Annotated in this window: 26 protein-coding genes and 1 pseudogene; 6 read left to right on the forward strand and 21 right to left on the reverse strand. The window is 67.5% G+C overall.

What is annotated here, in order from left to right; genetic code table 11:
* Positions 1-122: 122 nt before the first annotated feature.
* The 3 genes from CNE_RS41070 to CNE_RS23495 all read right to left on the reverse strand — a co-directional run bounded on the left by CNE_RS41070 (position 123) and on the right by CNE_RS23495 (position 1851).
* Positions 123-284: a hypothetical protein gene (locus CNE_RS41070; RefSeq protein WP_193351083.1), complete on the reverse strand. Its 162-nt coding sequence runs from the start codon at positions 282-284 to the stop codon at positions 123-125.
* A gap of 100 nt (positions 285-384) precedes the next feature.
* On the reverse strand, positions 385-1026 hold the full coding sequence (locus CNE_RS23490; RefSeq protein ID WP_013952775.1) for a hypothetical protein: 642 nt from the start codon (positions 1024-1026) through the stop codon (positions 385-387).
* Positions 1027-1146: 120 nt separating this feature from the next.
* Positions 1147-1851, reverse strand: coding sequence for a Crp/Fnr family transcriptional regulator (locus tag CNE_RS23495; protein WP_013952776.1), 705 nt, complete (start codon positions 1849-1851; stop codon positions 1147-1149).
* 267 nt (positions 1852-2118) lie between these two features.
* Between CNE_RS23495 and CNE_RS23500 the strand changes: the two genes are divergently transcribed.
* A complete protein-coding gene (locus CNE_RS23500) occupies positions 2119-3753 on the forward strand; it encodes an acyl-CoA synthetase (protein WP_013952777.1) in 1635 nt (544 codons plus the stop codon).
* Between the two features lie 15 nt (positions 3754-3768).
* Here the strand turns inward: CNE_RS23500 and CNE_RS23505 are convergent, their stop codons facing one another.
* From CNE_RS23505 to CNE_RS23515, 3 genes are all read right to left on the reverse strand, one after another.
* Positions 3769-4014: a hypothetical protein gene (locus CNE_RS23505; protein ID WP_238553129.1), complete on the reverse strand. Its 246-nt coding sequence runs from the start codon at positions 4012-4014 to the stop codon at positions 3769-3771.
* 50 nt (positions 4015-4064) lie between these two features.
* Positions 4065-4343, reverse strand: coding sequence for a hypothetical protein (locus tag CNE_RS23510; RefSeq protein WP_013952779.1), 279 nt, complete (start codon positions 4341-4343; stop codon positions 4065-4067).
* A gap of 239 nt (positions 4344-4582) precedes the next feature.
* Positions 4583-4831 carry a hypothetical protein gene (locus CNE_RS23515; RefSeq protein WP_013952780.1) on the reverse strand — a complete coding sequence of 83 codons (249 nt, stop codon included), beginning with the start codon at positions 4829-4831 and terminating at the stop codon, positions 4583-4585.
* A 137-nt stretch (positions 4832-4968) separates the two neighbouring features.
* On the opposite strand from CNE_RS23515, the gene CNE_RS23520 reads away from it, so the two are divergent.
* On the forward strand, positions 4969-6099 hold the full coding sequence (locus tag CNE_RS23520) for an AGE family epimerase/isomerase (protein ID WP_041228614.1): 1131 nt from the start codon (positions 4969-4971) through the stop codon (positions 6097-6099).
* A 138-nt stretch (positions 6100-6237) separates the two neighbouring features.
* Here CNE_RS23520 and CNE_RS43110 read toward each other — a convergent pair whose 3' ends face one another.
* The 7 genes and pseudogenes from CNE_RS43110 to CNE_RS23545 all read right to left on the reverse strand — a co-directional run bounded on the left by CNE_RS43110 (position 6238) and on the right by CNE_RS23545 (position 9746).
* Positions 6238-6405 (reverse strand): DUF2827 family protein, encoded by a 168-nt coding sequence (locus tag CNE_RS43110; protein WP_013952782.1) that lies wholly within the window; start codon positions 6403-6405, stop codon positions 6238-6240.
* 18 nt (positions 6406-6423) lie between these two features.
* Positions 6424-6528 (reverse strand): annotated as a pseudogene (locus CNE_RS39390) (DUF2827 family protein); the annotation flags it as partial.
* A gap of 214 nt (positions 6529-6742) precedes the next feature.
* A complete protein-coding gene (locus CNE_RS23525) occupies positions 6743-6964 on the reverse strand; it encodes a hypothetical protein (protein ID WP_013952783.1) in 222 nt (73 codons plus the stop codon).
* 97 nt (positions 6965-7061) lie between these two features.
* Positions 7062-7430, reverse strand: a complete 369-nt coding sequence (locus CNE_RS23530; protein WP_010812498.1) for a hypothetical protein — start codon at positions 7428-7430, stop codon at positions 7062-7064.
* Between the two features lie 60 nt (positions 7431-7490).
* Positions 7491-8183, reverse strand: a complete 693-nt coding sequence (locus CNE_RS23535; RefSeq protein ID WP_013952784.1) for an alpha/beta hydrolase — start codon at positions 8181-8183, stop codon at positions 7491-7493.
* A gap of 90 nt (positions 8184-8273) precedes the next feature.
* Positions 8274-8558: a hypothetical protein gene (locus tag CNE_RS23540; protein ID WP_013952785.1), complete on the reverse strand. Its 285-nt coding sequence runs from the start codon at positions 8556-8558 to the stop codon at positions 8274-8276.
* A 183-nt stretch (positions 8559-8741) separates the two neighbouring features.
* Positions 8742-9746: an alpha/beta hydrolase gene (locus tag CNE_RS23545; protein ID WP_013952786.1), complete on the reverse strand. Its 1005-nt coding sequence runs from the start codon at positions 9744-9746 to the stop codon at positions 8742-8744.
* A 380-nt stretch (positions 9747-10126) separates the two neighbouring features.
* On the opposite strand from CNE_RS23545, the gene CNE_RS23550 reads away from it, so the two are divergent.
* From CNE_RS23550 to CNE_RS23565, 4 genes are all read left to right on the forward strand, one after another.
* On the forward strand, positions 10127-10522 hold the full coding sequence (locus CNE_RS23550; RefSeq protein WP_013952787.1) for a hypothetical protein: 396 nt from the start codon (positions 10127-10129) through the stop codon (positions 10520-10522).
* 273 nt (positions 10523-10795) lie between these two features.
* Entirely contained in the window at positions 10796-11362 is a 567-nt protein-coding gene (locus CNE_RS23555) for a TetR/AcrR family transcriptional regulator (RefSeq protein ID WP_013952789.1), read from the forward strand.
* Between the two features lie 400 nt (positions 11363-11762).
* Positions 11763-12347 carry a hypothetical protein gene (locus tag CNE_RS23560; protein WP_013952790.1) on the forward strand — a complete coding sequence of 195 codons (585 nt, stop codon included), beginning with the start codon at positions 11763-11765 and terminating at the stop codon, positions 12345-12347.
* Between the two features lie 209 nt (positions 12348-12556).
* On the forward strand, positions 12557-13144 hold the full coding sequence (locus CNE_RS23565; RefSeq protein WP_013952791.1) for a TetR/AcrR family transcriptional regulator: 588 nt from the start codon (positions 12557-12559) through the stop codon (positions 13142-13144).
* Here CNE_RS23565 and CNE_RS23570 read toward each other — a convergent pair.
* The 8 genes from CNE_RS23570 to CNE_RS23605 all read right to left on the reverse strand — a co-directional run bounded on the left by CNE_RS23570 (position 13130) and on the right by CNE_RS23605 (position 22243).
* The gene (locus tag CNE_RS23570; RefSeq protein ID WP_013952792.1) at positions 13130-13885 is read right to left on the reverse strand and encodes an alpha/beta fold hydrolase; all 756 of its coding nucleotides are present in this window, start codon (positions 13883-13885) and stop codon (positions 13130-13132) included. The two genes, CNE_RS23565 and CNE_RS23570, sit on opposite strands and share 15 nt — an antisense overlap.
* Positions 13882-14904 carry a M14 family zinc carboxypeptidase gene (locus CNE_RS23575; RefSeq protein ID WP_013952793.1) on the reverse strand — a complete coding sequence of 341 codons (1023 nt, stop codon included), beginning with the start codon at positions 14902-14904 and terminating at the stop codon, positions 13882-13884. The genes CNE_RS23570 and CNE_RS23575 overlap by 4 nt, the downstream gene beginning before the upstream one ends.
* 4 nt (positions 14905-14908) lie before the next feature.
* Positions 14909-15610 carry an HAD family hydrolase gene (locus CNE_RS23580; RefSeq protein WP_013952794.1) on the reverse strand — a complete coding sequence of 234 codons (702 nt, stop codon included), beginning with the start codon at positions 15608-15610 and terminating at the stop codon, positions 14909-14911.
* 124 nt (positions 15611-15734) lie between these two features.
* The gene (locus CNE_RS23585; RefSeq protein ID WP_013952795.1) at positions 15735-16622 is read right to left on the reverse strand and encodes a LysR substrate-binding domain-containing protein; all 888 of its coding nucleotides are present in this window, start codon (positions 16620-16622) and stop codon (positions 15735-15737) included.
* A 148-nt stretch (positions 16623-16770) separates the two neighbouring features.
* On the reverse strand, positions 16771-18927 hold the full coding sequence (locus tag CNE_RS23590; RefSeq protein WP_013952796.1) for a phosphocholine-specific phospholipase C: 2157 nt from the start codon (positions 18925-18927) through the stop codon (positions 16771-16773).
* Between the two features lie 50 nt (positions 18928-18977).
* Complete coding sequence (locus CNE_RS23595; protein ID WP_013952797.1) at positions 18978-19211, reverse strand: hypothetical protein; 234 nt, start codon at positions 19209-19211, stop codon at positions 18978-18980.
* 83 nt (positions 19212-19294) lie between these two features.
* Complete coding sequence (locus CNE_RS23600) at positions 19295-21346, reverse strand: LamG-like jellyroll fold domain-containing protein (RefSeq protein WP_041228615.1); 2052 nt, start codon at positions 21344-21346, stop codon at positions 19295-19297.
* A gap of 177 nt (positions 21347-21523) precedes the next feature.
* Positions 21524-22243, reverse strand: coding sequence for a GntR family transcriptional regulator (locus CNE_RS23605; RefSeq protein ID WP_013952799.1), 720 nt, complete (start codon positions 22241-22243; stop codon positions 21524-21526).
* Positions 22244-22342 lie beyond the last annotated feature (99 nt).

Below are 22342 nucleotides of genomic sequence, written 5' to 3' on the forward strand. Positions count from 1 at the left end.
CGGCGGTGGGTATTTTTTTGCCTGCGGTCGGAGCGGGAAAAAAAAATGCCGGCGCCGCAGGGCGGCACCGGCTTGAATCGCTGTCCGGACTTGGCTGTCCGGATTGACGACTGGCAGCGGAGTTACGGACGGTTGACCGAGATGCTGAAGAAGCGGCGAGCCGTATTCACGCCGATCGCCACATTCAGGCCCGTGCTGCCGATCGACATGCTGGTGGTTTCGCTGCCGCCGCTGTTGTAGGGGGGCGGGGCGCGGTAGCGCAGGCCGTCGAGCGGGGTGTTCACCTTCCAGGTGTCCACCCGTCCGTCGTCGAGTTCATAGCCAAGACCATTCCCGCTGCAGGGTGGCTCAAATTCCCCGCCGCGTGACGCGGAAGCCGCTGCGTCAGGCAGCTGTCGGCACAAGGCCGGGCCAGGTGGGGGCAGGCACTGTGATGCGGCTGCCAGCCCGGCAATCTTCCACCAGGCGCACCGCATCGATGCCGAACCAGTTCTGCCAGCTGCGCGTCAGCGCGCTGCCGGAACGCAGGCCGGCATGCGCCGCCAGCACGTCCAGCGAGCACACCGGGCCGGCGGCGGCCAGCGCGTGCAGGGCATGGGCGGCGCGTTGCTCCCGCAGCAGCGGGTGCAGGGCCTCGCCTTCGGCGAAGAGCCGGGCGCGCACCTGGCGTGCCGGCACCTGCCATTGCGCGGCCAGTCGCTCGACATTCCAGTCGGTATCGGGGCGGGAAAAGACCAGGCCGGCGAAGCGGCGCGACCAGGGCCTGTCGCCGGGCTTGCCGGCCAGGCGGGGGCATTCACTGTCCGGGACGGCGGTCAGGACGATGGCGCAGGGGTGCTGCCACGTGCCGGGCAAGTCGCAGTCGAAGTGGGCAAAGGCGTGGACCACGAACGGGTCGCCGGGCCGCACCTCGCGCCGCGCATTGGCGTCGCGCAGGCTCGCCGTGCCGTGCAGGGCTTGTACATGCACGGCAAAGGGAAAGCGCAGGCGGGCAAAGCGGACGTGGTGACGGCTGACAAGCGGCATGCGGAAGACATCCCGGAAGCTGAGCGGGGGTGCGGCCGGTAACTGTCGCAGGATTCCACGGGCCGCGCAAGGCCGCGGACATCGTCCGTTCGATCGTTCAAGCGCCCGGTGACGGCGGCGTTACAGCTCGGACAGCCCGAAGTGGCGCAGCCGGGGCAGGTCGGTCACGCGGATGCTCTGGTAGGACAGGTGGACCATGCCGGCATCGGCCAGCCGGCGCAGCGCCTGGTTGACCCGTTGGCGCGACAGCCCGGTCAGCAGGCCGATCTCTTCCTGCGACAGCTCCAGCACGGGGCTGGTGCGCGGATACAGGTCCGGGTGGAACAGCTGCGCGATGGCCTGCGCCACGCGCGCATCGGCGCCCAGCAGGCGGTCGTTCTGCACGGTGGCGATGAACTGGCCCATGCGCTCGTTGAGCTGGCGCACGACAAAGCTGGCGAACGGCAGGCTCTGCGCCAGCAGCATGTTGAACACCGGCTCTGGCACCAGCAGCACCTGCGAGTCGCGGATCGCGATCACGTCATAGCGGCGGTCTTCGCGCTTGATCACGCTGCCTTCGCCGCACCAGCCGCCCGCGGGCACGCCTGAGAAGGTGCAGCCTCGCCCGTCTGGGGTGTACACCGCCAGCTTGATCAGGCCGCTGTCCACCCCGATCCAGTGGCGCGACGGCTCGCCGCGCCGGGCGATGAAGGCGCCCGCGGCAAAGGACTGCAGCAGCGTTTCGCGCGCGGCCAGCGCCTGGTGTTCCGGCGCCAGTGCGCCGAACCAGGCATGGCCGGCAAGGACTGCGGCAGGGGCGGAAATCGGGTCTGCAGGTTCGCTCATGGCATGGACGCGCGGCTCGGGCCGGGTCCCTGTAAGAATCGTGTAAGCCTTGCCTGGCGCGGGTTTGCGGCAGGTTTGTCGTCTGGGCGACAGTGCGCCAGCGTGTGCGATGATAGCCTTGTGCCAGAAAAAGTGACAGCGCCGGATGGCGCGGACAATGGTCACCTTGCCCCGGACATCGCTGCAGCCATGCAGCGCATTGACAGCATCACGCGGCCTGTTGCGCGGCCCCGCCGCCAACGCCGCAGATACGCGGAGACACAAGCAATGCCCACCGATTTCGACAGCGGCCTGGCCCGCAACGCGGCCAACTTCGTGCCGCTTACGCCCATCGACTTCCTGGTCCGCGCCGCCGAGGTGTACGGCGAGCGCCTGGCCATCGTGCACGGCCCGCTGCGCCAGAACTGGCGCGACACCTATGTGCGCGCACGGCGCCTGGCCAGCGCGCTGGCGCGGGCCGGCATCGGCAAGGGCGATACCGTGGCCGCGCTGCTGCCCAATACGCCGGCCATGGTGGAGGCGCATTTTGGCGTGCCGATGGCGGGTGCCGTGCTCAATGCGCTGAATATCCGCCTCGACGCCGCCAACCTGGTCTTCATGCTGCGCCATGGCGAGGCCCGCGTGCTGCTGGCCGATACCGAGTTTGCCGACCTCGCGCGCCAGATGGCGCTGGAGATCCCCGGCCTGAAGGTCATCGCCGTGCATGACGTGCTGGGCCCGCAAGAGGCGCCGTTCGGCGACACCGATTACGAAGCCTTCCTCGCCTCGGGCGACCCGGACTACGCGTGGCACATGCCGGCCGACGAGTGGGAGGCCATCGCGCTGAACTACACCTCTGGCACCACCGGCGACCCCAAGGGCGTGGTCTACCACCACCGCGGCGCGGCCATCAATGCCGTGTCCAATATCCTTGAGTGGGATTTGCCCAAGCACCCGGTCTACCTGTGGACCCTGCCGATGTTCCACTGCAATGGCTGGTGCTTCCCGTGGACCGTTGCGGCGCGCGCGGGCGTCAACGTGTGCCTGCGCAAGTTCGAGCCCAGGCTGGTGTTCGACCTGATGCGAGCAGAGGGCGTGACGCACTACTGCGCCGCGCCGATCGTGCATACCGCGCTGGTCAATGCGCCCGCCGCGTGGCGCGAGGGCGTGCGCGGCCCGGTGCGCGGCATGGTGGCCGGCGCACCGCCGCCGGCCGCGGTGCTGGCGCAGATGGAGGCGATGGGGTTCGAGCTGACCCATGTCTATGGCCTGACCGAGGTCTACGGCCCGGCCGCGGTCTGCGCCGAGCAGGATGACTGGAGCACGCTGTCCGAGCAGGACCGCGCGGTCAAGAAGGCGCGCCAGGGCGTGCGCTATCACCTGCAGTCGCAGGTGGCGGTGCTCGATCCCGATTCCATGCAGCCGGTGCCGGCCGATGGCGAGACCATCGGCGAGATCATGTTCCGCGGCAATATCTGCATGAAGGGCTACCTCAAGAACGAGAAGGCCACGCGCGAGGCCTTTGCCGGCGGCTGGTTCCATACCGGCGACCTGGGCGTGTGCATGCCCGACGGCTATATCAAGATCAAGGACCGCAGCAAGGACATCATTATTTCCGGCGGCGAGAACATCTCCAGCGTGGAGGTGGAAGACGCGCTCTACCGGCATCCCGCGGTGCTGGCCGCCGCGGTGGTGGCGCAGCCCGATGTCAAATGGGGCGAGACCCCATGCGCGTTTGTCGAACTGAAAGACGGCGCCAGCGTCAGCGCGGAAGAACTGATCGCGCATTGCCGCACGCTGCTGGCGGGCTTCAAGGTGCCCAAGGCGGTCTACTTCGGGCCGCTGCCCAAGACCTCGACCGGCAAGATCCAGAAGTTCGAACTGCGCCGCAAGGTGAAGTCGGATTCGGCGATCGACGTTTGACGAACAGCAGCGGCACTAGTGCATCGCCGCGTCTTCGGCATCGTGCTGGCCGGCGATGTGCGTGTCGATGGCCTCGCGCCCCCAGGCAACGCCCGCGCGCGTGGCGTCGGTGGCGCAGCCAAAGCGCGTCTGCGCGGCCGGGCAGGGCAGAGCCAGCTTGTTGCCGTGATGCCAGATCTCCGCGCGCAGCGTCCACCACCCGTCATGCTGGCCGCCATAGCGCAGCGCCGCGACATGGATGCGGTGGCCGCGGTACGTCACGTTCTGGTCATGCCATCCGCTGGGCATAGGCGTCGGGCGCGCGGGGCAACTCAGCGCGCCCGCATCTCGGCGGGGGTGCCGGGCTTGGGCGGGCGGTGCCAGTCCTGATCGATGTCGGGGAACACCTCACATTCACCCCGCACGATGTTTTCAATGGTGGCGCATACGCATTCGGTGCCGCGCGGCCCCACGCAGACCAGGCTGCGCGGATGGTCGGTGTGCTGCGGGATGGCATAGACGCGCATGCCCTCGCGGAACAGGGGATGCTTGGCGAGGCGCTCGTTCATCAGTTCAACGAAGCGCTGGGGCGTGACGACCGGCTTATCCATTGCATGCTCCTGCGGCCTTGCCCACCGTGCCCGTTTCTAGGGGCGGCATGGCGACCAGGTCAGTTAAGGCCAGGAATATGACAGGCAGGTGGCAGGAAGCGCCCCGGGCAGCATACGTTGCCCGGGCGTGGCCGGAACGGAAAACCGCGGGTAAATGCATACCCCGCGTTGCCACTGCCACGCTTCCAGACTAGGACACGGGGCACGTAGTGCAAGTATTGCGCGACGCCGCGGACGCTTCAGGTGGCGCGCAGTTCGCCTGCGGCGCGCGGACCGTTCAGTATGCCGTTGCCGGCGGCCCAGCAGGCGGCCTCGGCCTCTGCACGGGAGCCGTAGGTGGATGGCGCTGCGACAGTGCAATCCTCGTCGGCGGCGCCACAGCGTTCTTCCATGACGATGCGCCAGGTGAACTGGCCGGGTGCATCTTCCAGGACGTGAAGCACCAATGTGCGGTGATCGTCAGTCAGCGTGAGGGGCAAAGTCGACATGGGTTTCTCCCATTCGCGGGGGGGCGCCATTGATGCTAGCAACTGGACGCCGCAAATGCCATGACTGTCTTTCGGCCGCGGCATGGCAAGATACGGCCTTTGCGGCCTCCGCCGCGCCTGTACTTCGTCGCCAGATCATGCCCATCTCGCCTGAGCTCATCCAACGGGTCGCCGCCCTGACGGCACATTACGATGCCACCGTGCTGCCGCTGTGGACCGCCAGCGGCTGGAATGCCGACCTGCTGTTGCCCTACGAGGCACTCGACGGCGCCAGTGCCGCGCCGCTGCCGCCGGCCCGCTATCGCGCCATGGCGTGCGCCCGCCAGCTCTATGTGTTCTCGCTGGCCGGCAACCATGCGCATGCGGATACGCTCTTCGGCTCGCTGCAGGCCTACTTCGGCAATGGCGAGGGCGCGTGGATCTACAGCGTCGATCCGGCCGGCACGCCGCTCGATGCCACGCGCGACCTCTACACCCATGCCTTCGTGATCTTTGCCTGCGCCACTTATCATGCGCGGCGCGGCAACCCTGATGCACTCGACGTGCTCGATGAAACCGTCGACATCGTCGAAGACCGCTTCGCGGACGGCGCGGGCCTGTACCAAGCCGCGCTCACCGAGCATTTCCGGCCCAAGGGCGCCGGCGTGCTGCAGAACCCCATCATGCACCTGACCGAGGCCTACCTGGCCGCGCTGGATGCGACCGGGGACGAGTGGTATGCCGAACGCCTGCGCGAGATCGCGATGGCCGTGCATGAGCGCTTTGTCGATCCGGCCAGCGGCTGCATTGCCGAGCTGCCGCAAGGCAGCGCCGGCAACCGCATCGAGCCGGGCCACCAGTTCGAGTGGTTCTCGCTGGTGGGCGGCAGGCCGGCATTGTTCGGCGACTTGCCACTGGCCGAGACGCTGCGCCAGGCCTTTGCCTTTGCGCAGCGGCACGGCGTGGTGCCGTCGACGCAGGGCGTCAGCGCGGCACTGAACGCCGATGGCTCCATGCTGGACGATACCCAGCGCATCTGGGCGCAGACCGAGTACGCGCGCGCGCTCGCCGTGCATGGCGCGCCGGAGTCGATGGCGGCGCTGGAAGCCTGGACGCAGCAGTTCCGCAGCCGCTTCCTGCAGGAAAAAGGCTGGCATGAATGCGTGGCGCGCTCGGGAGAGGTGGTGCGCGCGGAGATGCCGTCGACTTCGCCCTATCACCTGGCCACGTCATACAGCGCGCTGGCCGCGCTGACCGGCGCGGTGTGGCCGGCCACGCCAGCGGTCTAGGCAGCCCTGCGCGGGTCTCCTGCGCTCACTTTCCCCATGCGCTGCCTGCTGCGCGGGCAGCGCTCGCCAACACGTCTTCCAACCGGGCCACGCCATGCCTGCAATGGAAGGCGACAAGCAGCCTCCCTCTGCCTGCATCTATCGGAAGACATGAACGTTCTTATGCGCAGGTTTTCCGATTCTCGGTCCCAGCCCGAGCGCAAACCGCTCAAAGGCTTCATGCCGCTTCAGGTCGATGGCATTGGTGACAAAGATGTCGCCAATGCCGGACGGATCCTGCCGATAGGCGGCCTCGCATACCAGCATCGGATAGTGGGGCGGTCAGTTAAGCCCGTTTTCCCACTGGTGCGTGACGACGATGTCGGTGAAGCGCGCAAGAAAATACGGCGTGCTGTAGCGCGCCTCGAACGAGGCCTTGCCCGCCTGCACGGTGACGGCCTATGACGCGCTGCTGCGCGGCGTTTGTGGCGGTCCAGGCCTTGCGCCGGCAGTGGCGTAGCTGCTACGGCGCTCTTATCAATTCTTTGCAGTCGTCGGTGGGCACCGCGCCTACACTCAAGCCCGCGCTCCGGCCCGTGCTGTTGTTCTTCTTAACCACTGGTCGTCGTTCTGAAGTTACGGGCCGGGGCGCACCCGATGCGGCTCAGCGCCGCGCGCCCAGGACCTGCGACAGCCGCTCCGGCTGTTGCGCAGCGTGGGTCTGGATCAGGCCTGCGCCCGCGGGCTTCACCCGGACGGCCATTTGCTCGACCCTTTTGGCGGCCTGGGTCTCGGCGTGGTCATTCAGGATCAGGCACAGCAGTGTCAGCAAGGCTGCTGCGATCATGCTCAGCGCGATCCAGGCCAGGCAGTGCTTGCGTTCCATGGTAGGCGGGAGGGGGGCGTCATCAGTGCGCGAAGTTTACGCGCCCGCGCGCAATGCAACTGTCAATCTTTGCAAACGCCGCCCGCCGTCCCGCCCGCTATTCCGTCACGCCGTTTTCATGCAGCAGCCGCTCGCATTCTTCGAGCATGTCGTAGGCAAATGCAGACTGGTAGTTGGGATCGAGGGCTTCCATCATCTCGTGCGCGGCATACAGGCCGGCCTCGCGTGACAGGGTCTCAGCCAGCTGGCGTGCGAACTGGTCGCTCAGTTCCGACAACAGGCGCCGCTCGGACAGCGGCAACTGCAGTTTCGAGCGCGACAGCCATTCGCCGGCCAGCGTCGCACCCTGGGCGTCGGTCATCCATTGGCGGTGTTCGTAGTAGGCCGACAGCCGTTCGGCGGCCAGCGCGAACAGCAGTGCCTTGCGGGTATTGAAATCGATCCTGGGCAGTGGGGCGAGAGTCATGCTTGCGGCGTGGTGCGATGCGCGGCGCAGCGGCCGGCAATCATCTTGTCAGGGAGCGGATCAGGACTGCGCGGTGGCTGCCTGCGCAAAGCGCGCTGCCAGCCATGTGCCGATGGCGGCGATCTCTTCCAGGCAGACCGAATGGCCCATCGGATAGGTGTGCCACGTCACCGGGTGCTGCCGCGCCTGCACGAAATCGCGGGCGGCGACGCCCAGCTGCAGCGGCACCACGTCATCCTGCGTGCCATGGGCGGCAAACACGGGCGTGGTGGCGTTGGCGGCGTTGGCCTCGGCCGCCAGCGCTGCCGGCGCAGGGATGTAGGTGGACAGCGCGACGATGCCGGCCAGGGTCTCGGCATGGCTCAGTCCGGCCGTGTAGGCAATCGCGCCACCTTGCGAGAAGCCTGCCAGCACGATGCGGTGCGTGGGGATGCCACGGGCGTTTTCGCGCGCAATCAGTGCGCGAATGGCTTCGCATGAGGCACGGATGCCGGCTTCATCGGCGCGTCGGCCGGCTTCATCGAGGGAATAAATGTCATACCAGGCCGGCATGACATAACCGCCGTTGCAGGTCACGGGGATAGCCGGCGCGTGCGGGAAGATAAAGCGCACGCCGGGCGATGCGGGCAGGCGCAGCTCAGGCACGACCGGGGCGAAATCGCTGCCGTCGGCGCCCAGCCCATGCATCCAGATGACGGCGCTGGCGGGATTGGGCGCGGTTTCGAATTCGATCGCGGGCAGCAGTTCGCTCATGGGGCTGGTTCCTGTGGATAGTGCGCCTGCGCGCCGCACGGGCGCCAGGCAGCGCGAGTATCGCACAGGTCGGGGCCAGCCCCGGCTGCGTCAGGCCGCGGACGGAACGATCGGGACCGTGGTGAGGCCGGGCGTGCGTGCCGGCAGCTCCGGCACGGCAGGCGGCGTGGCGCGACGCTTGTCGACCACGTCTTCCACGCCCTTGGCCGCAACGGCTTCCAGGAAAGCCACCATGTCGCGGTAGTAGGCCACCTGCATCTGCGCTTCGAGCAAGCGTCTTTCGGCCTGGAACAGCGTCAGCCTCATGTCTTGCAGTTCCCTCTCGGCGATTTTCTCCGGGGTCGGCGGACTGAACAGGTTTGCAAGCCTACGCATGGCAGTACCTCCAGTGCTGTCAATGGCGAAATTGCGATGCTCGTGCCATGGGGTCCAATATAGACAAGAATCCGGCAGAAAGTCTCTCAGGCACCTCGCCGTGGCGCCTCGCCCACAAGGATGATTGCCGGTGGCGGACGTCTGCGGTAGATTGTCCGGCCAGGGTCCGGCCGTCCCGCGACCCTACTGCCCGCGCTTGCCGCTTGCTGTCGCCAACGTGCCTGTGCGACTGCCCGGTGTGCCTGCCTGATCCGTGTTTCCAGGTGGATCGCCTTCATATTTCGCGTCGTTTCCTGCCAACAGTGCCTGCACGGCATCGCCGTCCTGCGCGCGCACAAAGCGCAGGATCGGCGGCCAGAATGCATCGATATGTTCCGGCAGGATGGCTGCGTCATGCGGCATGGCTTCCAGCATCACCAGCGCATGCAGATGCCTGGCCGCACGGGCCACGCGTTCCGCGTGGGGTGGGACGATCACCGCGTCGTCTCGGCTGTGCACCACCAGCAGCGGCCGCTCCAGCCGGCTGGCACGCGCGGCGTTGTTCCACGGATCCGGCAGCAGCCACGCGGCCCATGCGGGGATGCGCCCGGTCTGCACCGCGGCCAGGCGCGCCGAACTGAAGCCCGCCGCAATGACATAGCCATCGGGCTGCGGATCGAAGCGCTGCGCCACCTCCAGCAGGATGCCCGATCCCAGCGAATGCCCCAGCACCACGCGCCGTCTTGCCTGCGGCGTGGTTGCCAGGAATTGCCGGTAGGCGGCCAGCGCATCCTCGCGCAGGCGGCGCACGCTTGGCCGCCCGCTGCTGCGGCCGTAGCCGCTGTAGTCGAAGACGTAGGAGGCGATGCCCGCGCCGGCCAGCATGGCCTGGACCGGGGCCCAGTCGGGCAGGCTCTCATTGTCGCCGTGGCACACCATCAGCGCCGGCGCTTCGGGGTCCGCGGCCGGCATGAAGGCGGCGTGCAGGATGCGACTGCCGCTGGCGAACGTGGCATGGCGCACCGTCAGGGCTGAAATGTCGGGTGCTGCCGCATCCTTTGTTTCATCCGTCGGCGTGACAAAGGCTTTGCGTTCCACCGCACGAAACAGTAGATGCCGCGCAACACCCGCGGCCACGGCGAGTGCCGCGGCGGTGGCGAGCCAGCGGTGGCGGGATGCCGGCTGAGCGCTGCGGGGGCCTTCAGGCATGGCGATGTTTCGGGGAGGGCGTTCCCTTCAGGCTAGCAGGCTATCGGTGTCCGGGTGAAGAAAAGTTCATTCGCATGCGTGCCTCAAGTGGATTTGCGTCCCTATCGTGCAGCGTCGGCAGGCGGCTATCGACCCGATAGAAAACTTTTGCCTTGACTATCTACCTAGTAGTAGATAGCATTCAGTCCATGGCACCGCTGCACCGCCGGAAGCAAGCAAGAACGGGCGGAAAAGTGGCGATCCCATCGCAAGACCGGCGCGGTCATTTTTTTAGCACCTGGCATCTATCTACTGGTAGATGCGGCTCGAAAGAGTGACCCTGCCACAGCCACTGATACCGAATTGACGCGATCCCGAAACATCGCACCCAGGAGCCCATCATGAATGCAAAGTTCGCCAAGACCCTGATCGCCGCCGCCACCCTTGCCGCCGCACTGGCAGGTGGCGTGGCGCAAGCCGCCAGCGTGCAAGACAACACCTCGGCTGGCGACAAGTACGGCTACAGCTACCGCGCCGGCAAGTTCGACACCTTCACGGAAGGTGCCCGCACCGGCAAGTTCGACCCGTTCACGGAAGGCGCCCGCGTCGGCAAGTTTGATCCGTACACCGACGGCGCCCGCGTCGGCAAGACCGATCCCTACACGGACGGCTACCGCACCGTTGCTGGCCTGGACCGTAGTGGCGTGTCGGCCGGGCCGGCCCGCAGCTTCGACCCGTACACGGACGGCGCGCGCGTCGGCAAGGCTGACCCCTACACCGACGGCGCCCTGGCCTGATTGCTGCCGGCCTTGAGGTCGGCGGCCAACAACTTTACGGCGGCGGTCACGCTGACTGCCGTCCGATGGAGTTCATCATGAGTTTGCGTGACAGTATCCTGCTGCTTGGCGGATGGCTGGTGCTTTGCGTGACGAGTGGCTCGATGATCACCTTCGCCGCGCAGGTCCTGCCTGGCTAAAGCACATGCCGCGGATGCCCCTGGGCTAGGGAATTACCCCAGCCCCGGGGCATTTCAACTTGAGCGCCTATCTTCGCGTAGATACACTGCTTTCATGAAAACGCAATCAGTACGCGAGCAACTGCTCGAGCACACCCTCGTCCTGATCCGCCGCCGCGGCTTCAACGGCTTCAGCTACCGCGACCTGGCGGAACTGGTGGGGGTCAAGACCTCCAGCATCCATTATTACTTCCCGGCCAAAGAGGACCTGGTCCTGGAGGCGGTGAAGGAATACAGCGCCCGCCTGGCCGAGCGCATCCGCTCCATCGACACCAGCCTGCCGGTTACCGAGCAGGCGGCCATCTACCTGGCGCCGTTTCGCGCCAGCTGCGGCTCGGACCAGATCTGCCTGTGCGGCATGTTGTCGACCGAGACACTGTGCCTGCCGGAGTCCGTGCACAAGCTGTTGCAGGGCTTCTTCCTGATGAACGAACAATGGCTGGCCGGCCTGCTGGAGCGCGCGCAGCCGCAGCGCAGCACGCCGTTCCCGGTGCCGCCGGCGCGGCTGGCGCAGGTGGTGTTTGGCTCGCTGCAGAGCGGGCTGATTGCGGCGCGCCTGTTCGGGACGTCTGACCGGGTTGAGGCCGCGGCGGACACGCTGATGGCCGCCGTCGCCGGCTAAAGTTTTCGCGCATATCAGTGGCGCGTCTGAAGCCGTCATGTGGCGCAAGCTGCATGGCGGCTTTTTTATTGACAGCCTGCCGACGCTGTGGGATCGGTGATAAGCGCTTTTAAAACAATGAGATAGAGCCAAGAAAGGCATAGGCTATCGGGCCGATAGAAATGTTTTTCCTTGACTCTCTACCTAGTAGTAGATAGTATTTGACTCATGGAAGCGCTGCACCGCCGGCAACAAGCAAGACAAGGCGAAAACGTGGCGGTCCCATTGCATGACCGGAGGCGGTCATTTTTTCGAGACTGAGTATCTATCTACTAGTAGATGCGGGATCGAAAGAGCGATCTGCCACAGCCACTGATACCGAATTGACGCGATCCCGAAACATCGCACCCTGGAGCCCATCATGACCAAGATCACCAAGACCCTGATTACCGCCGCCACCCTTGCCGCCGCGCTCGCGGGCGGTGTTGCGCAAGCGGCCAGCGTGCAGGACAGCACCTTCACCGGCGACAAGTACGGCTACACCTTCCGCACCGGCAAGTTCGACACCTTCACGGAAGGCGCCCGCACCGGCAAGTTTGATCCGTTCACCGAAGGCGCACGCGCTGGCAAGGCCGATCCCTACACCGATGGTGCCCGCGTTGGCAAGGCTGATCCCTACACCGACGGTGCCCGCACGGTAGCCGGCCTGGATCGCAGCGGTGTCTCGGCCCAACCGTCGCGCAGCGTCGACCCGTACACCGACGGTGCCCGCACGGTAGCGGGCCTGGACCGCAGCGGCGTGTCGGCCCAACCGTCGCGCAGCTTCGACCCGTACACCGATGGTGCCCGCGTGGGCAAGGCTGATCCCTACACCGACGGTGCCCGCACGGTAGCGGGCCTGGACCGCAGCGGCGTGTCGGCCCAACCGTCGCGCAGCTTCGACCCGTACACCGACGGTGCGCGCGTGGGCAAGGCTGACCCCTATACCGACGGCGCCATCGCCTGAGAGCCGGCCGGTGTGATGCCGGCCATTGAAACCCGCCGGGCCGCCAGCGTGCGGCCCGTCTTCAGGAGTTGATCATGCGTTGGCGTGACACTGCGCTGATCCTTGGCGGATGGGTAGGGCTTTGCTTCGCAAGCGGGTCCCTCATCACGCTGATCGCACAAACGCTGCCGGCCTGAACGGCGCGGCAGCAAGACGATGGAGTTGATGCCATGAACACCCGATCCGTACGCGAGCAACTGGTCGAACATGCGCTGGTGCTGATCCGCCGCAGGGGGTTCAACGGCTTCAGCTACCGCGACCTGGCCGACCTGGTCGGGGTCAAGACCTCGAGCATCCATTATTACTTCCCGTCCAAGGACGACCTGGTGCTGGAAGCGGTGCGCGAATACGGCACCCGCAGGCGGGCGCGCCTGGATGCGATCGACGCCGGCCTGCCTCCTGCCGAGCAGGCGCGGCAATACCTTGCACCTTTGCTCGCGGGTGCCGGCACCGACCAGGCTTGCCTGGTGGGCATGCTGTCGGCCGACGTGCTGATGCTGCCAGACGCGGTGCGCGCCGCGATGCAGGACTTTATCCGCCTCAATGAGCAATGGCTGGCCCGTTTGTTCGAGCGCGCCGCCGCGCAGCGCAAGGCGCCCTATCCGGCGCCGCCGCAGCAGCTGGCGCAGGTGGTGTTCGGGGCGTTGCAGAACGGCTTGACCAGTGCACGGCTGTTTGGCACGCCGGACCGGCTGGATGCCGCGGCGGCGCTGCTGACCAGTGCCATGCCGGCGGAGCAGGCCTTAGCCGCGGCTTAGCACCACCGAGCCGGCGACGGCATTGCACAGCCACTGCGGGTCATCGTGGGGCAGGTCATGCCCGGCCCAGTGGTGTGTCAGCAACTGGGCGTCCCAGGCTTGCGCGATGCGCGCCGAGCACACCGGGTTGACCAGGCGGTCGGCCGCCGAGGCAAGCATCAGCGCCGGACAGCGCGGCGCACTGGCCGGGGCACGATAGCGGGCTGCGGCCAGCAACTGTGCCAGCGCGGATTGGCGGCTCACCGGTGCGTCGGCGGCAATGGCCTGCCAGGTCTCGATGTCGCGCGCCAGCGTATCGGTGCGCGCACAGGTGATGGCATGGATAGTCCGCTCGCAGTATGCGCGGTCTTGCCAGCGCTGCGCCACGTGCAGCAGCTTGCCCCAGTTGCGCGGCCGCAGGCGCTGCGCCGGCGTGCAGAACGGCCGCATGCTGGTATTGACCAGCACCAGGCCGCCGACTTCGTCCGGATAGGCGCTGGCCCACTCGGTCGCGGCCATCGCGCCGAGCGACATCGCCAGCACGCGGTATGGTCCGGGCGCGCCGGCGGCAGACAACTGGCGCCGCACCGCGGTGACCATCTCAGGCACGCTCCACGGCGCCGGCTGCGCGGACAGCGCGCCGTTGCCGGGCAGGTCGGGCAGCAGTGGCCGCCCCAGCCCGGCCGCTTCCCAGCGCGCCGGCAAGCTTCCCCAGTGGCGCGATTCCCGCGTCAGTCCCCGCAAGAATACCCATCGGCTCATGGCGGCGCCTCCGTCTGCCAGTGTGCGCGTGCCTGCAGCAGCAGGTCGTCGCGCTGCGCGCCGCGCGGCAGCCAGCGATCTGGCGCAAAGGCCACGCGGCCCAGGAAGTCGAACAGGCTCACATGTCGGCGCAGCACGCGTGCGGTGCGGTGCGCCTTGATCGGGTTGAAGATGCCCTCGCGCGAGAACAGCTGGCGCGGGTTTTTCTTGATCCACAGCCACGAGCCCAGTTCCAGCGTCATCGGCAGGAACAGGTTGCCGTGCGGCGTCAGGTCATAGGCATGGTCCCACAGGTCGCCGTGCAGCAGGTACTGGTGGCTTTGCGGCTCGAAGGTGTAGCCGTGGTGCGGGTGGGCCTGCTCGAACAGCGTCTTGAGCAGGTACATCTCGGGCAGGTGCGCCATCGGCCGGCGCGTGCCCGCGTACGGAAACCAGATGCTGTCGCGCCAGCCGTAGCCTGAATGGCAGTCCACCGCAAAGCTGAGCGGGCGCGGCAGCAGTTCTTCCTGCACCACGCGCAGCAGCGCGCGGCTTTCCGCTTCCATCGGCGCGCCCGCCGTGCCGCGGTACCAGGGCAGCCAGGCGCCGATGCGCTGGCCGCCGGCCAGGAAGGGCACGCGCGCATCGGCGTCCTGCGGGCCGTTGCGCATCAGGTCGACGCCGTTTGGGTTGGCGCGGGTGCCGGCCCACATGCCACCGGGGTTGACGATCGGCATGAATACCAGCCGCACCGACTGCAGCTCGCGGTGCAGCAGCTCGTCCCACGCCAGCCGGCTCAGCACCGAGCGCAGGTAGTCCAGCACCAGTTGCGTGCCGATGCGCTCCAGCCCGTGGATGCCGCCGAAGATGCCGATCGCGGGCGCGCCCGGATCGCGGCTGCCGAGCGTGGCGGCATGGACGCCGAAGCGACGGCCCTGCACCATGGTTTCGCAGACCACCCGCGTATCCAGCACGTGGCTGCCCGTATCCAGCAAGGCCAGCAGCTGGTCGTACTCGGGGAAGCCGGCGTGCGGGTGCATGGGATCAGGCGGTGGGCACGCCGGCCGTGCCGAACAGGTGCAAGACCGGCCACCCGCGTGACTCGGCCGCGTCCTTCAGCGTTGAATCCGGATTGACGGCGACCGGGTGGCCAACGCTTTCGAGCAGCGGCAGGTCGTTGCGGGAGTCGCTATAGAAGGTGGCCTGCGCCAGCGCCGTGTGCGCAATGCCCAGCGTCTCGAGCCACGCCAGCACCCGCAGGACTTTGCCGGGGCCGAAGGCCGGTACGCCCGCCAGCGCGCCGGTGAATTCGCCATGCGCGTCGTGTTCGGCTTCTACCGCCAGCAGGTGCGGCACGCCCAGCTGGCGCGCGATCGGTTCGGTGACAAAGCGGCAGGTGGCGGTGACGATGCAGCACAGGTCGCCGGCGGTGAGGTGGCGCGCCAGCAGGTCGAGCGCTTCGGGCCGGATGGCGGGCACGATCACCTCGCGCATGAAGTCCGCGCGCCATTGCGTGAGGCGTTGGCGCGGGTGGCGTGCCAGCAAGCCCAGGGCAAAGCGGGCATGGCCGGCAAAGTCCAGGCGCCCGGCCTGGTAGGCGGCCAGCCAGCGCGCATTGTGCGCATCGATCTCGGCGGCCTCGGCGCCGCCCATGGCGACGAGGTAGCGGGCCCACTCATACTCGCTGTCCAGCGGCAGCAGGGTGTGGTCGAGGTCAAACAGGGCAAGGCGGGGGGCAGCGGGCATGCGCGATAGCTCAGTTGGCGAAACCGGCAAGCTTGGCGCGGCGTGGTGACCGCGCGGTGATGAAGGACCCAAGTTTTCCGATACCGGCATTGGCGCTTTATCTGCCGCGGCAAGCATGCGGGTGTCAGGCGGCGTGGGTGGCGGCGGTCGGCTCGTCCAGCGCCACGCAGTCCAGGAAGGCGCCGACCAGCCGAGTCTCGCGCCGGCTCTGCAGGCAGTATAGGTATTCATGCAGCACCGGCGCGCCTTGCGCGAACGGCACCACGCGCAGCAGCGGGTCGCGCGGGACCTCGCCCAGCGGCACTACGCTGGCGCCCAGGCCCTGGCGGATGGCCTCGTAGATGGCCTCGCGGCTGCCGATCACGGTGTGCGGCGGCAGCTCCAGCCCGCACGCGGCCAGCGCCGTCTCGGTGGCCTTGCGCGTCATCGAGCCGTGCTCGCGCACCAGCAGGTGGCAGCCGCGCAGTTGCGGCAGCTCGACCTGCGGCAGCCGCGCCAGCGCATGGTCCGGATGGACCACCAGCACCATCGGGTCCGACGCCAGCCGGATGCAGGCAAGCCGGTCGTCGTCCACCGGGTGCGACGACACCGCGGCGTCGATGCGGTACTCGAACAGCGCCTCCAGCATCTGCTGCGAATTGCCGATGTCCAGGCTCACGTCGATCGCCGGGTAGCGCTGGCGGAACGCCGCCACCGCGCGCAGGATGTAGTAGGGGCCGGTGGCGCCGATGCGCAGGTTGCCGAAGCGCAGGTTGCCGGCGTTGCGCAGCAGGTAGTCGGCATTGCCTTCCTGCTGCATCAATTGCTCGACCACCGGCATCAGCGCCACGCCCACGTCGCTCAGGTCGACGCGGCTGGCGCGGCGGTGGAACAGTTCCACGCCGTAGGTCTCTTCAAGCTGGCGGATGCGGCCGGTGACGGTGGGCTGGCTGATGTGCAACTGCCTCGCCGCCATGGTGATGCTGCCCTGGCGCGCCACTTCGAAAAAGGTCATCAGCAGGTCGCCAAGCATGGTTATCCGCAGGAAAGTTGGGGGGGCAGCCCGGACAGGCCCGGACGACCGCGCAGTCTAGCGGGCCAATATGACAAAACGGCGACGCCCGCCCGCGGCCGGAGCGGCCGGGGGCGGGCGTAGCGCTGCCCGTCAGGCGACGTGCGCGTCAGCCGTTGAGGCCCATCGCCGGATCGGACACGCTGTCCTTGCCGGTCTCGATGCGCCCGGCGAAGCGGCGCGTGAAGCCGCCTTGCGCGGTGGTGACGGTGAAGTCGTACCAGTTGCCCTGGCGGGCCACAGGCCAGTGCTGCTGCAGCTGCATGCCGGCCGGCACCTCGTAGGTCCAGGGACCGTCGGTGCGGTAGGCGTTGGGCTGCACGGTGAAGGTGCAGGGGGCGCTGCCGGTGTTGATCATGTCCACGTACACCGCGGCATTGGCGATGTCATAGCAGACGCGGATCTCCGGGGCGCTGGCACCCGCCGCGGTCACGGCCCCCGCATTGCCGCGGAAGGCGCGGTGGAAGCCGTTGGGGCCAAGCACCCACAGGTCGTACTTGCCGTCGTCGCTGGCAAAGACGTCCCAGCTGCCATGCAGTTCCTTGCCCGGTTCGACCATGTAGCGGCGCGGCACGCGGTCCAGGTGCAGGCGGTCGTAGACGTGGAACACCGCCGCCGCCGTGCCGGTGTTGCTGAACAGCAGCCACACCGCGCGCTGGTCGCGGGCGTCTTCTCGGGCGCTCACGTGCAGCTCATAGGGCAGGGCGCGCGACGGGCGCGTGCCGGTCTCCTGCTGCGGCATCTGCTGGCTGCTGGCCGATGGCAGCGGTACTTGCGGCAGCACGCCTTGCGCGGTGCGGATGGCATCGGCGCTGGCCTTGTCGCGGCTGGGCAGCGTGGGCAGCGGGTTGGTGTTTGGGCTGACGAAGTTGAAGGCCGAGGTCAGGTCGCCCGCCACCGCACGGCGGAAGCTGCTGATATTGGTCTCGGCCACGCCAAAGCGGGCTTCCAGGAAGCGCAGCACCGAGGTGTGGTCGGACACCTGCGAGTTGACCCAGCCGCCGCGGCTCCATGGCGAGACCACGTACATCGGCACGCGCGGGCCGGGGCCGTAGGGGTGCTTGTCGACGTGGTATTCCGGCCTGACCTGTTGTGGGTCGAGCGTGGTGGCGCCGGCCAGCGTGTCGCCGTCGTAGGCGGGCGCGCACGGCGGCGGCACGTGGTCGAAGTAGCCGTCGTTCTCGTCGAAGTTGATCAGCAGCACGGTCTTGCTCCACACCGCCGGGTTGGCGGTCAGGGCATTCAGCACCTCTTGCGTATACCAGGCGCCCTGCACCGGGCTGGAAGGCCCGGGGTGCTCCGAGTACGTCGCCGGCGCCACGATCCACGACACCTGCGGCAGCTTGCCCGCGGCAACGTCGTCGCGCAGCGATTGCAGGAAGCCGCCGTCAGGCATGGTGTTGGCCACGCCCTTGAGCAGCGGGCTGATGGCTTCGTCGGCGCTGGTGTATGCCGGGTAGGGGCTGCCGTTGGCCTGGTTGCCGCGCGCGGCGTTGGCGTCGCGGTATTGCTTGAAGCCCGCCAGCGGGTTGTCGGTGAAGTTGTCCGGCATGTTCTGGTAGACCTTCCAGCTCACGCCGGCGGCTTCCAGGCGCTCCGGGTAGGTCTTCCAGGTGTAGGGCGGGGCCGACCCCGTGAACGAGTCGCCGCTGTTGTCGATCACCGGCCCGCCGTTGGCGCCGCTGGGGTCATTGGTGCCGGTCCAGTGGAACAGGCGGTTGGAGTTGGTGCCGCCATGGAAGCTGCAGTGATAGGCGTCGCAGAGGGTGAAGGCATTGGCCAGGGCCACCTGGAAGTCCAGTTCGGCTTCGGTGTAGTAGCCCATCGACTGGGTCTGCTTGTAGGTCGGCCACTTGTTCATGCGGCCCAGGTCCCAGGCGTTCTGCGCATCCGGGTACGAGTGCGGCGTGCCGCTGACGCGCTGCGCATTGCCGGCACTGCTGTCGAGGTGGTAAGGCAGCACGGTGCGGGTGGTGCTGCCGTTAGTATAGGTCTGCTGCCACACATTCAGGCCGCCCGCCAGCGGGATCGGGAAGCGGTCGCCAAAGCCGCGCACGCCGCGCAGCGTGCCGAAGTAATTGTCGAACGAGCGGTTTTCCTGCATCAGGATGACCACGTGCTCGACGTCGCGGATGGTGCCGGTGGCGTTGTTGGCCGGGATCGCCAGCGCGCGGCGGATGGACGGCGGGAAGGCCGCCAGCGCGGCGGTGGCGGCGGCGCTGCCTCCGGCGAGCTTGAGGAAGTTGCGTCTGCTTTGCGGGTTCATGGATTCTGTGCCGGGTGGTTTCTGGAGGGGGAGACGGGCCAGGCCCGGCTTCAGGGCGCGCAGCGCAGTTGCGGCTTCACGGCGGGCGTCTCGCCCGGCCGGTCGCTGCCATTCCCCTGGCCGGGGTTGCCGCCGGTGCCCGGGCCACCCGGCGTGGTTGGTGCCGCGTTGGGCGAGCCGGTGGGGCTTTCGCCGGAGTCGCCGCCGCAGGCGGCGAGTGCTGCGCACATCAGCAGGGCGGCGAGCCAGTGCGGCCGCGCCAGGGTGGAAGGTCGGAAAGTCATGGTGTCAATCTCCTGCAGGGGATCGGGCGGGGGTAAGGGTCGGTGAGGAACCCGTTCCATGACGAAACGGGTTCCGGCCGGATTTATGGATTCAGCGTGGACAGCGGCTGGCGTGCGCCGGTGACGGTCTTCAACTCGTCCAGCGACAGCACTCGCGTCCACATCGCCAGGTCGTTGAAGCCCATCACGCCCTTGAGCGCGCCGGGGTTGTTGCCCACGTAGTTGTGCGTGGCATCGTCGTTCACGCCCCAGCCGGTGCCGAGCCCGGCCAGCTTGGTCACGTCGGTGTTGGCGATTGCCTTGTTCTCGGTCTTCTGCACGCCCAGCACCGGATCGATGACATAAGCGCTGAAGCGTTTGGCTGCCGCATCGACCGACAGCGCCAGGTAGGCCCACTGGTTGGCCGACACCTTCATGCCGTTGATGTCGTCGCGCTTGCCGCTGCCGCTGCCAAGGTTGAAGCGGATCTCGCAGCTGCCGAACAGCGCGACGGCAATGCCGGGGTTGGCGCCCGAGATGTAGTTCTTGTTGGACAGGATGGGCTCGCCGGTGCCGTTGCCCTGGGTGCAGTCGGTGCGGAACCAGAAGCCGATGGTGAACTGCGGGCTTTGCGCGATATCGGCAGCGTTGTAAGCCAGCTTGTAGCTGTCGACACGCGAGTCCAGCTGCAGCGACTGGCCGCTGAAGTTGTCGGCAGCCAGCGTGCCGCCATCAAGGCTTGCCACCCACGGGCCGAGCGTGGCGGCGTTCTTCGCGTCGGCGAACGGCTTGCTGTCGAGGCTGAAGTACGTGGCCAGGCCATTGAGCAGCGTCGGCGCCAGCGTGACCGGCTTGACGTAGTGGATCTGCACCAGGTACGACACCGGCACGTCATTGCGCACCAGCGTGTAGTTGAACTGGTACAGGCCCGTGGCCATGTTGAAGGCCTTGTCGGTGAACTGCCGCACCTCCGGTCCCAGCGAGGCGATCTGCACGCCGTCGCGCAGCACGCGGGTGACGCCGAAGGCTTCGGTCGGGTTCTGCCAGCTCAGCGTGATGGCGTCGTTGTACTGGCTGATGCTGGCGCCGATGGCGCGCACGCCTGCGGTGGCGGTGGTCAACGCCGAACCGTCCAGCCGCGTGGTGGCCGGGTCAAGCGCCACGCCGGCATGGGCCAGCAGGGTGGGGACGATGTCGGCTTCGGTCGGCAGCGCGGACAGGTCCGCCGGGGTGTCCGGCGCTGCTGCGCCAGGTCTGGCCAGCGCGCCGTTGAGCGTCTTGTTGGTGGCGAGGAAGGCGGTGCGGTTCTCCACCGTCGGCACCGTGGTGGTTGCGCCGGTGGCATCCAGGCCGTGGCTGGTGGTGACCATCACCAGCCAGTCTTCGGCCGGCTGCCCCTGGTGGCGCGCGGCGACGGCGCCGAGCAGTTCGCCCAGCGCCTTGTCGATGCCCGCGAGGGCCGTGGCATAGGCGCCGTTGCCGAAGCCGCCGGCTTCCGCCGCCTGTGCCGGCGCGCTGTATTGCGCAAACACCACGCCATAGCCGGACTGCACTTGCCGTACGGCGTTCTGCGTGACGCAGCTGTCGACCCCGGCGCAGTCAACCAGCGTATCGAGCATGCCAGCTTCCTGCTCGGCCTTGAGCAGGCCAGGCAGCGCCCCCGAACTGGTGGATGCGCCCTGCTGCAGGCCGGGTTTGCCGGCCGCGCGCAGGTAGCGGAATACGGTGGGGGCCTGCAGTGCGGTGCTGCCGGTATCGTCTTCGATGCCGTGGCGGTTGGCCCAGGCGCCGGTCAGCACCGTGGCCCAGCTGGGCGCGTCCAGCGGCGGCTGCGCGGTGATGGTGCCGGGCATGCCCCCGGTAGCGGTGGGCACCAGGTTCAGCTGGGCCAGGTTGGGCAGCTCACGCCGCAGGAGTGCGCCCTGCACCTGGGCATAGGTGGCACCGTCCACGCCCACCAGCAGCACGCGCGGGCCGCCGGCACCGGCTGGCGGCGGGGTCTTGATGGTGGTGTCGTTCGGTGCGGCTGCCGGCGCGGCGTCATCGCCGCCGCCGCAGCCCGCCAGTGTTGCTGCCAGTGCGGCGATCACGGTGCCGGCCAGCACACGGCCGCGCGCCATCCCCGCCAGGCTGCCCGGTGCAAGGTTCCCTGCCATCTTTGATTCCCCTGTTCGTCTGCGTTGTTGTGTGCCGGCGGCAGGTGCCGCGTGGCCGATTGCGTTTGCCGCAATGCGCTCGCAGAGTAAGAACCGGGGTTGTCACCATGGTGACAGCGGGGCAAAGAATGCTGATGGGGCTATTCGGATTCTTGAGGTGAGGGTGGCGCCAGCGTCCTATGCTTGCGGCATGCCGCCGGCATCGCTTGCCTGGATCAGCAGCACCGCGTCGCGCTTGTCCAGCAGGTGCTGGCGCAGGATGGCGGCAAGGCGCTTGCCATCGCGCGCTTCAAGTGCCTGCAGCATCTCTTCGTGGTCGCGGATGGCGCTGTCCCACTTCGGCTTCTGATAGTTGGAGCGGAAGCGCAGCGCCTGCAGCCGCCGGTTCACCGACAGATAGGTCTGGCGCAGCGCCGAATTGCGGGCCGCCAGGTTGATGCGGTCATGGATCTGGTGATTGATGCGGTAATAGCCGGGGAGGTCGTCATTTGCCCGGCAGGCCAGCATCGCATAGTGCAGGGCCTTGATCTCGGCCAGTTCGACGGCCGTGATGCGTTCGCAGGCCAGTTCGCCGGAAAAGGCTTCCAGCCCGCTCATCAGCTCAAACGTGTCCTGGATCTCCGCGCCGGACAGGCGCGATACGGTCGCCCCGCGGTTGGGCGAGATATCGATCAGCCCCTCTGCCGCCAGCACCTTCAGGGCCTCGCGCAGCGGCGTGCGGGAGATGCCCAGGGTCTCGCACAGTTCGCGCTCATTGAGCTTCCTGCCCGGTTCCAGGGTGCCCTCGACAATGAACGTGCGCAGGTGGGCCACCACGGTGTCGTGCAAGCGTTGCCGTTCGAGCCTGGGTAGTATCGGGGCCGGCGAATCCGAGCCGGAAGTGGCGGAAATTTGCATTCAAAATTCCTATCACGTGATTGCGTTCAATTTTAGCAGACTCTCAACTGGAACTCAAAAACACATGTAAACCCTTATTTTTTCGGGTAAACGCTAGAG

The organism is Cupriavidus necator N-1 (genome assembly GCF_000219215.1).
GTDB lineage: Bacteria > Pseudomonadota > Gammaproteobacteria > Burkholderiales > Burkholderiaceae > Cupriavidus > Cupriavidus necator.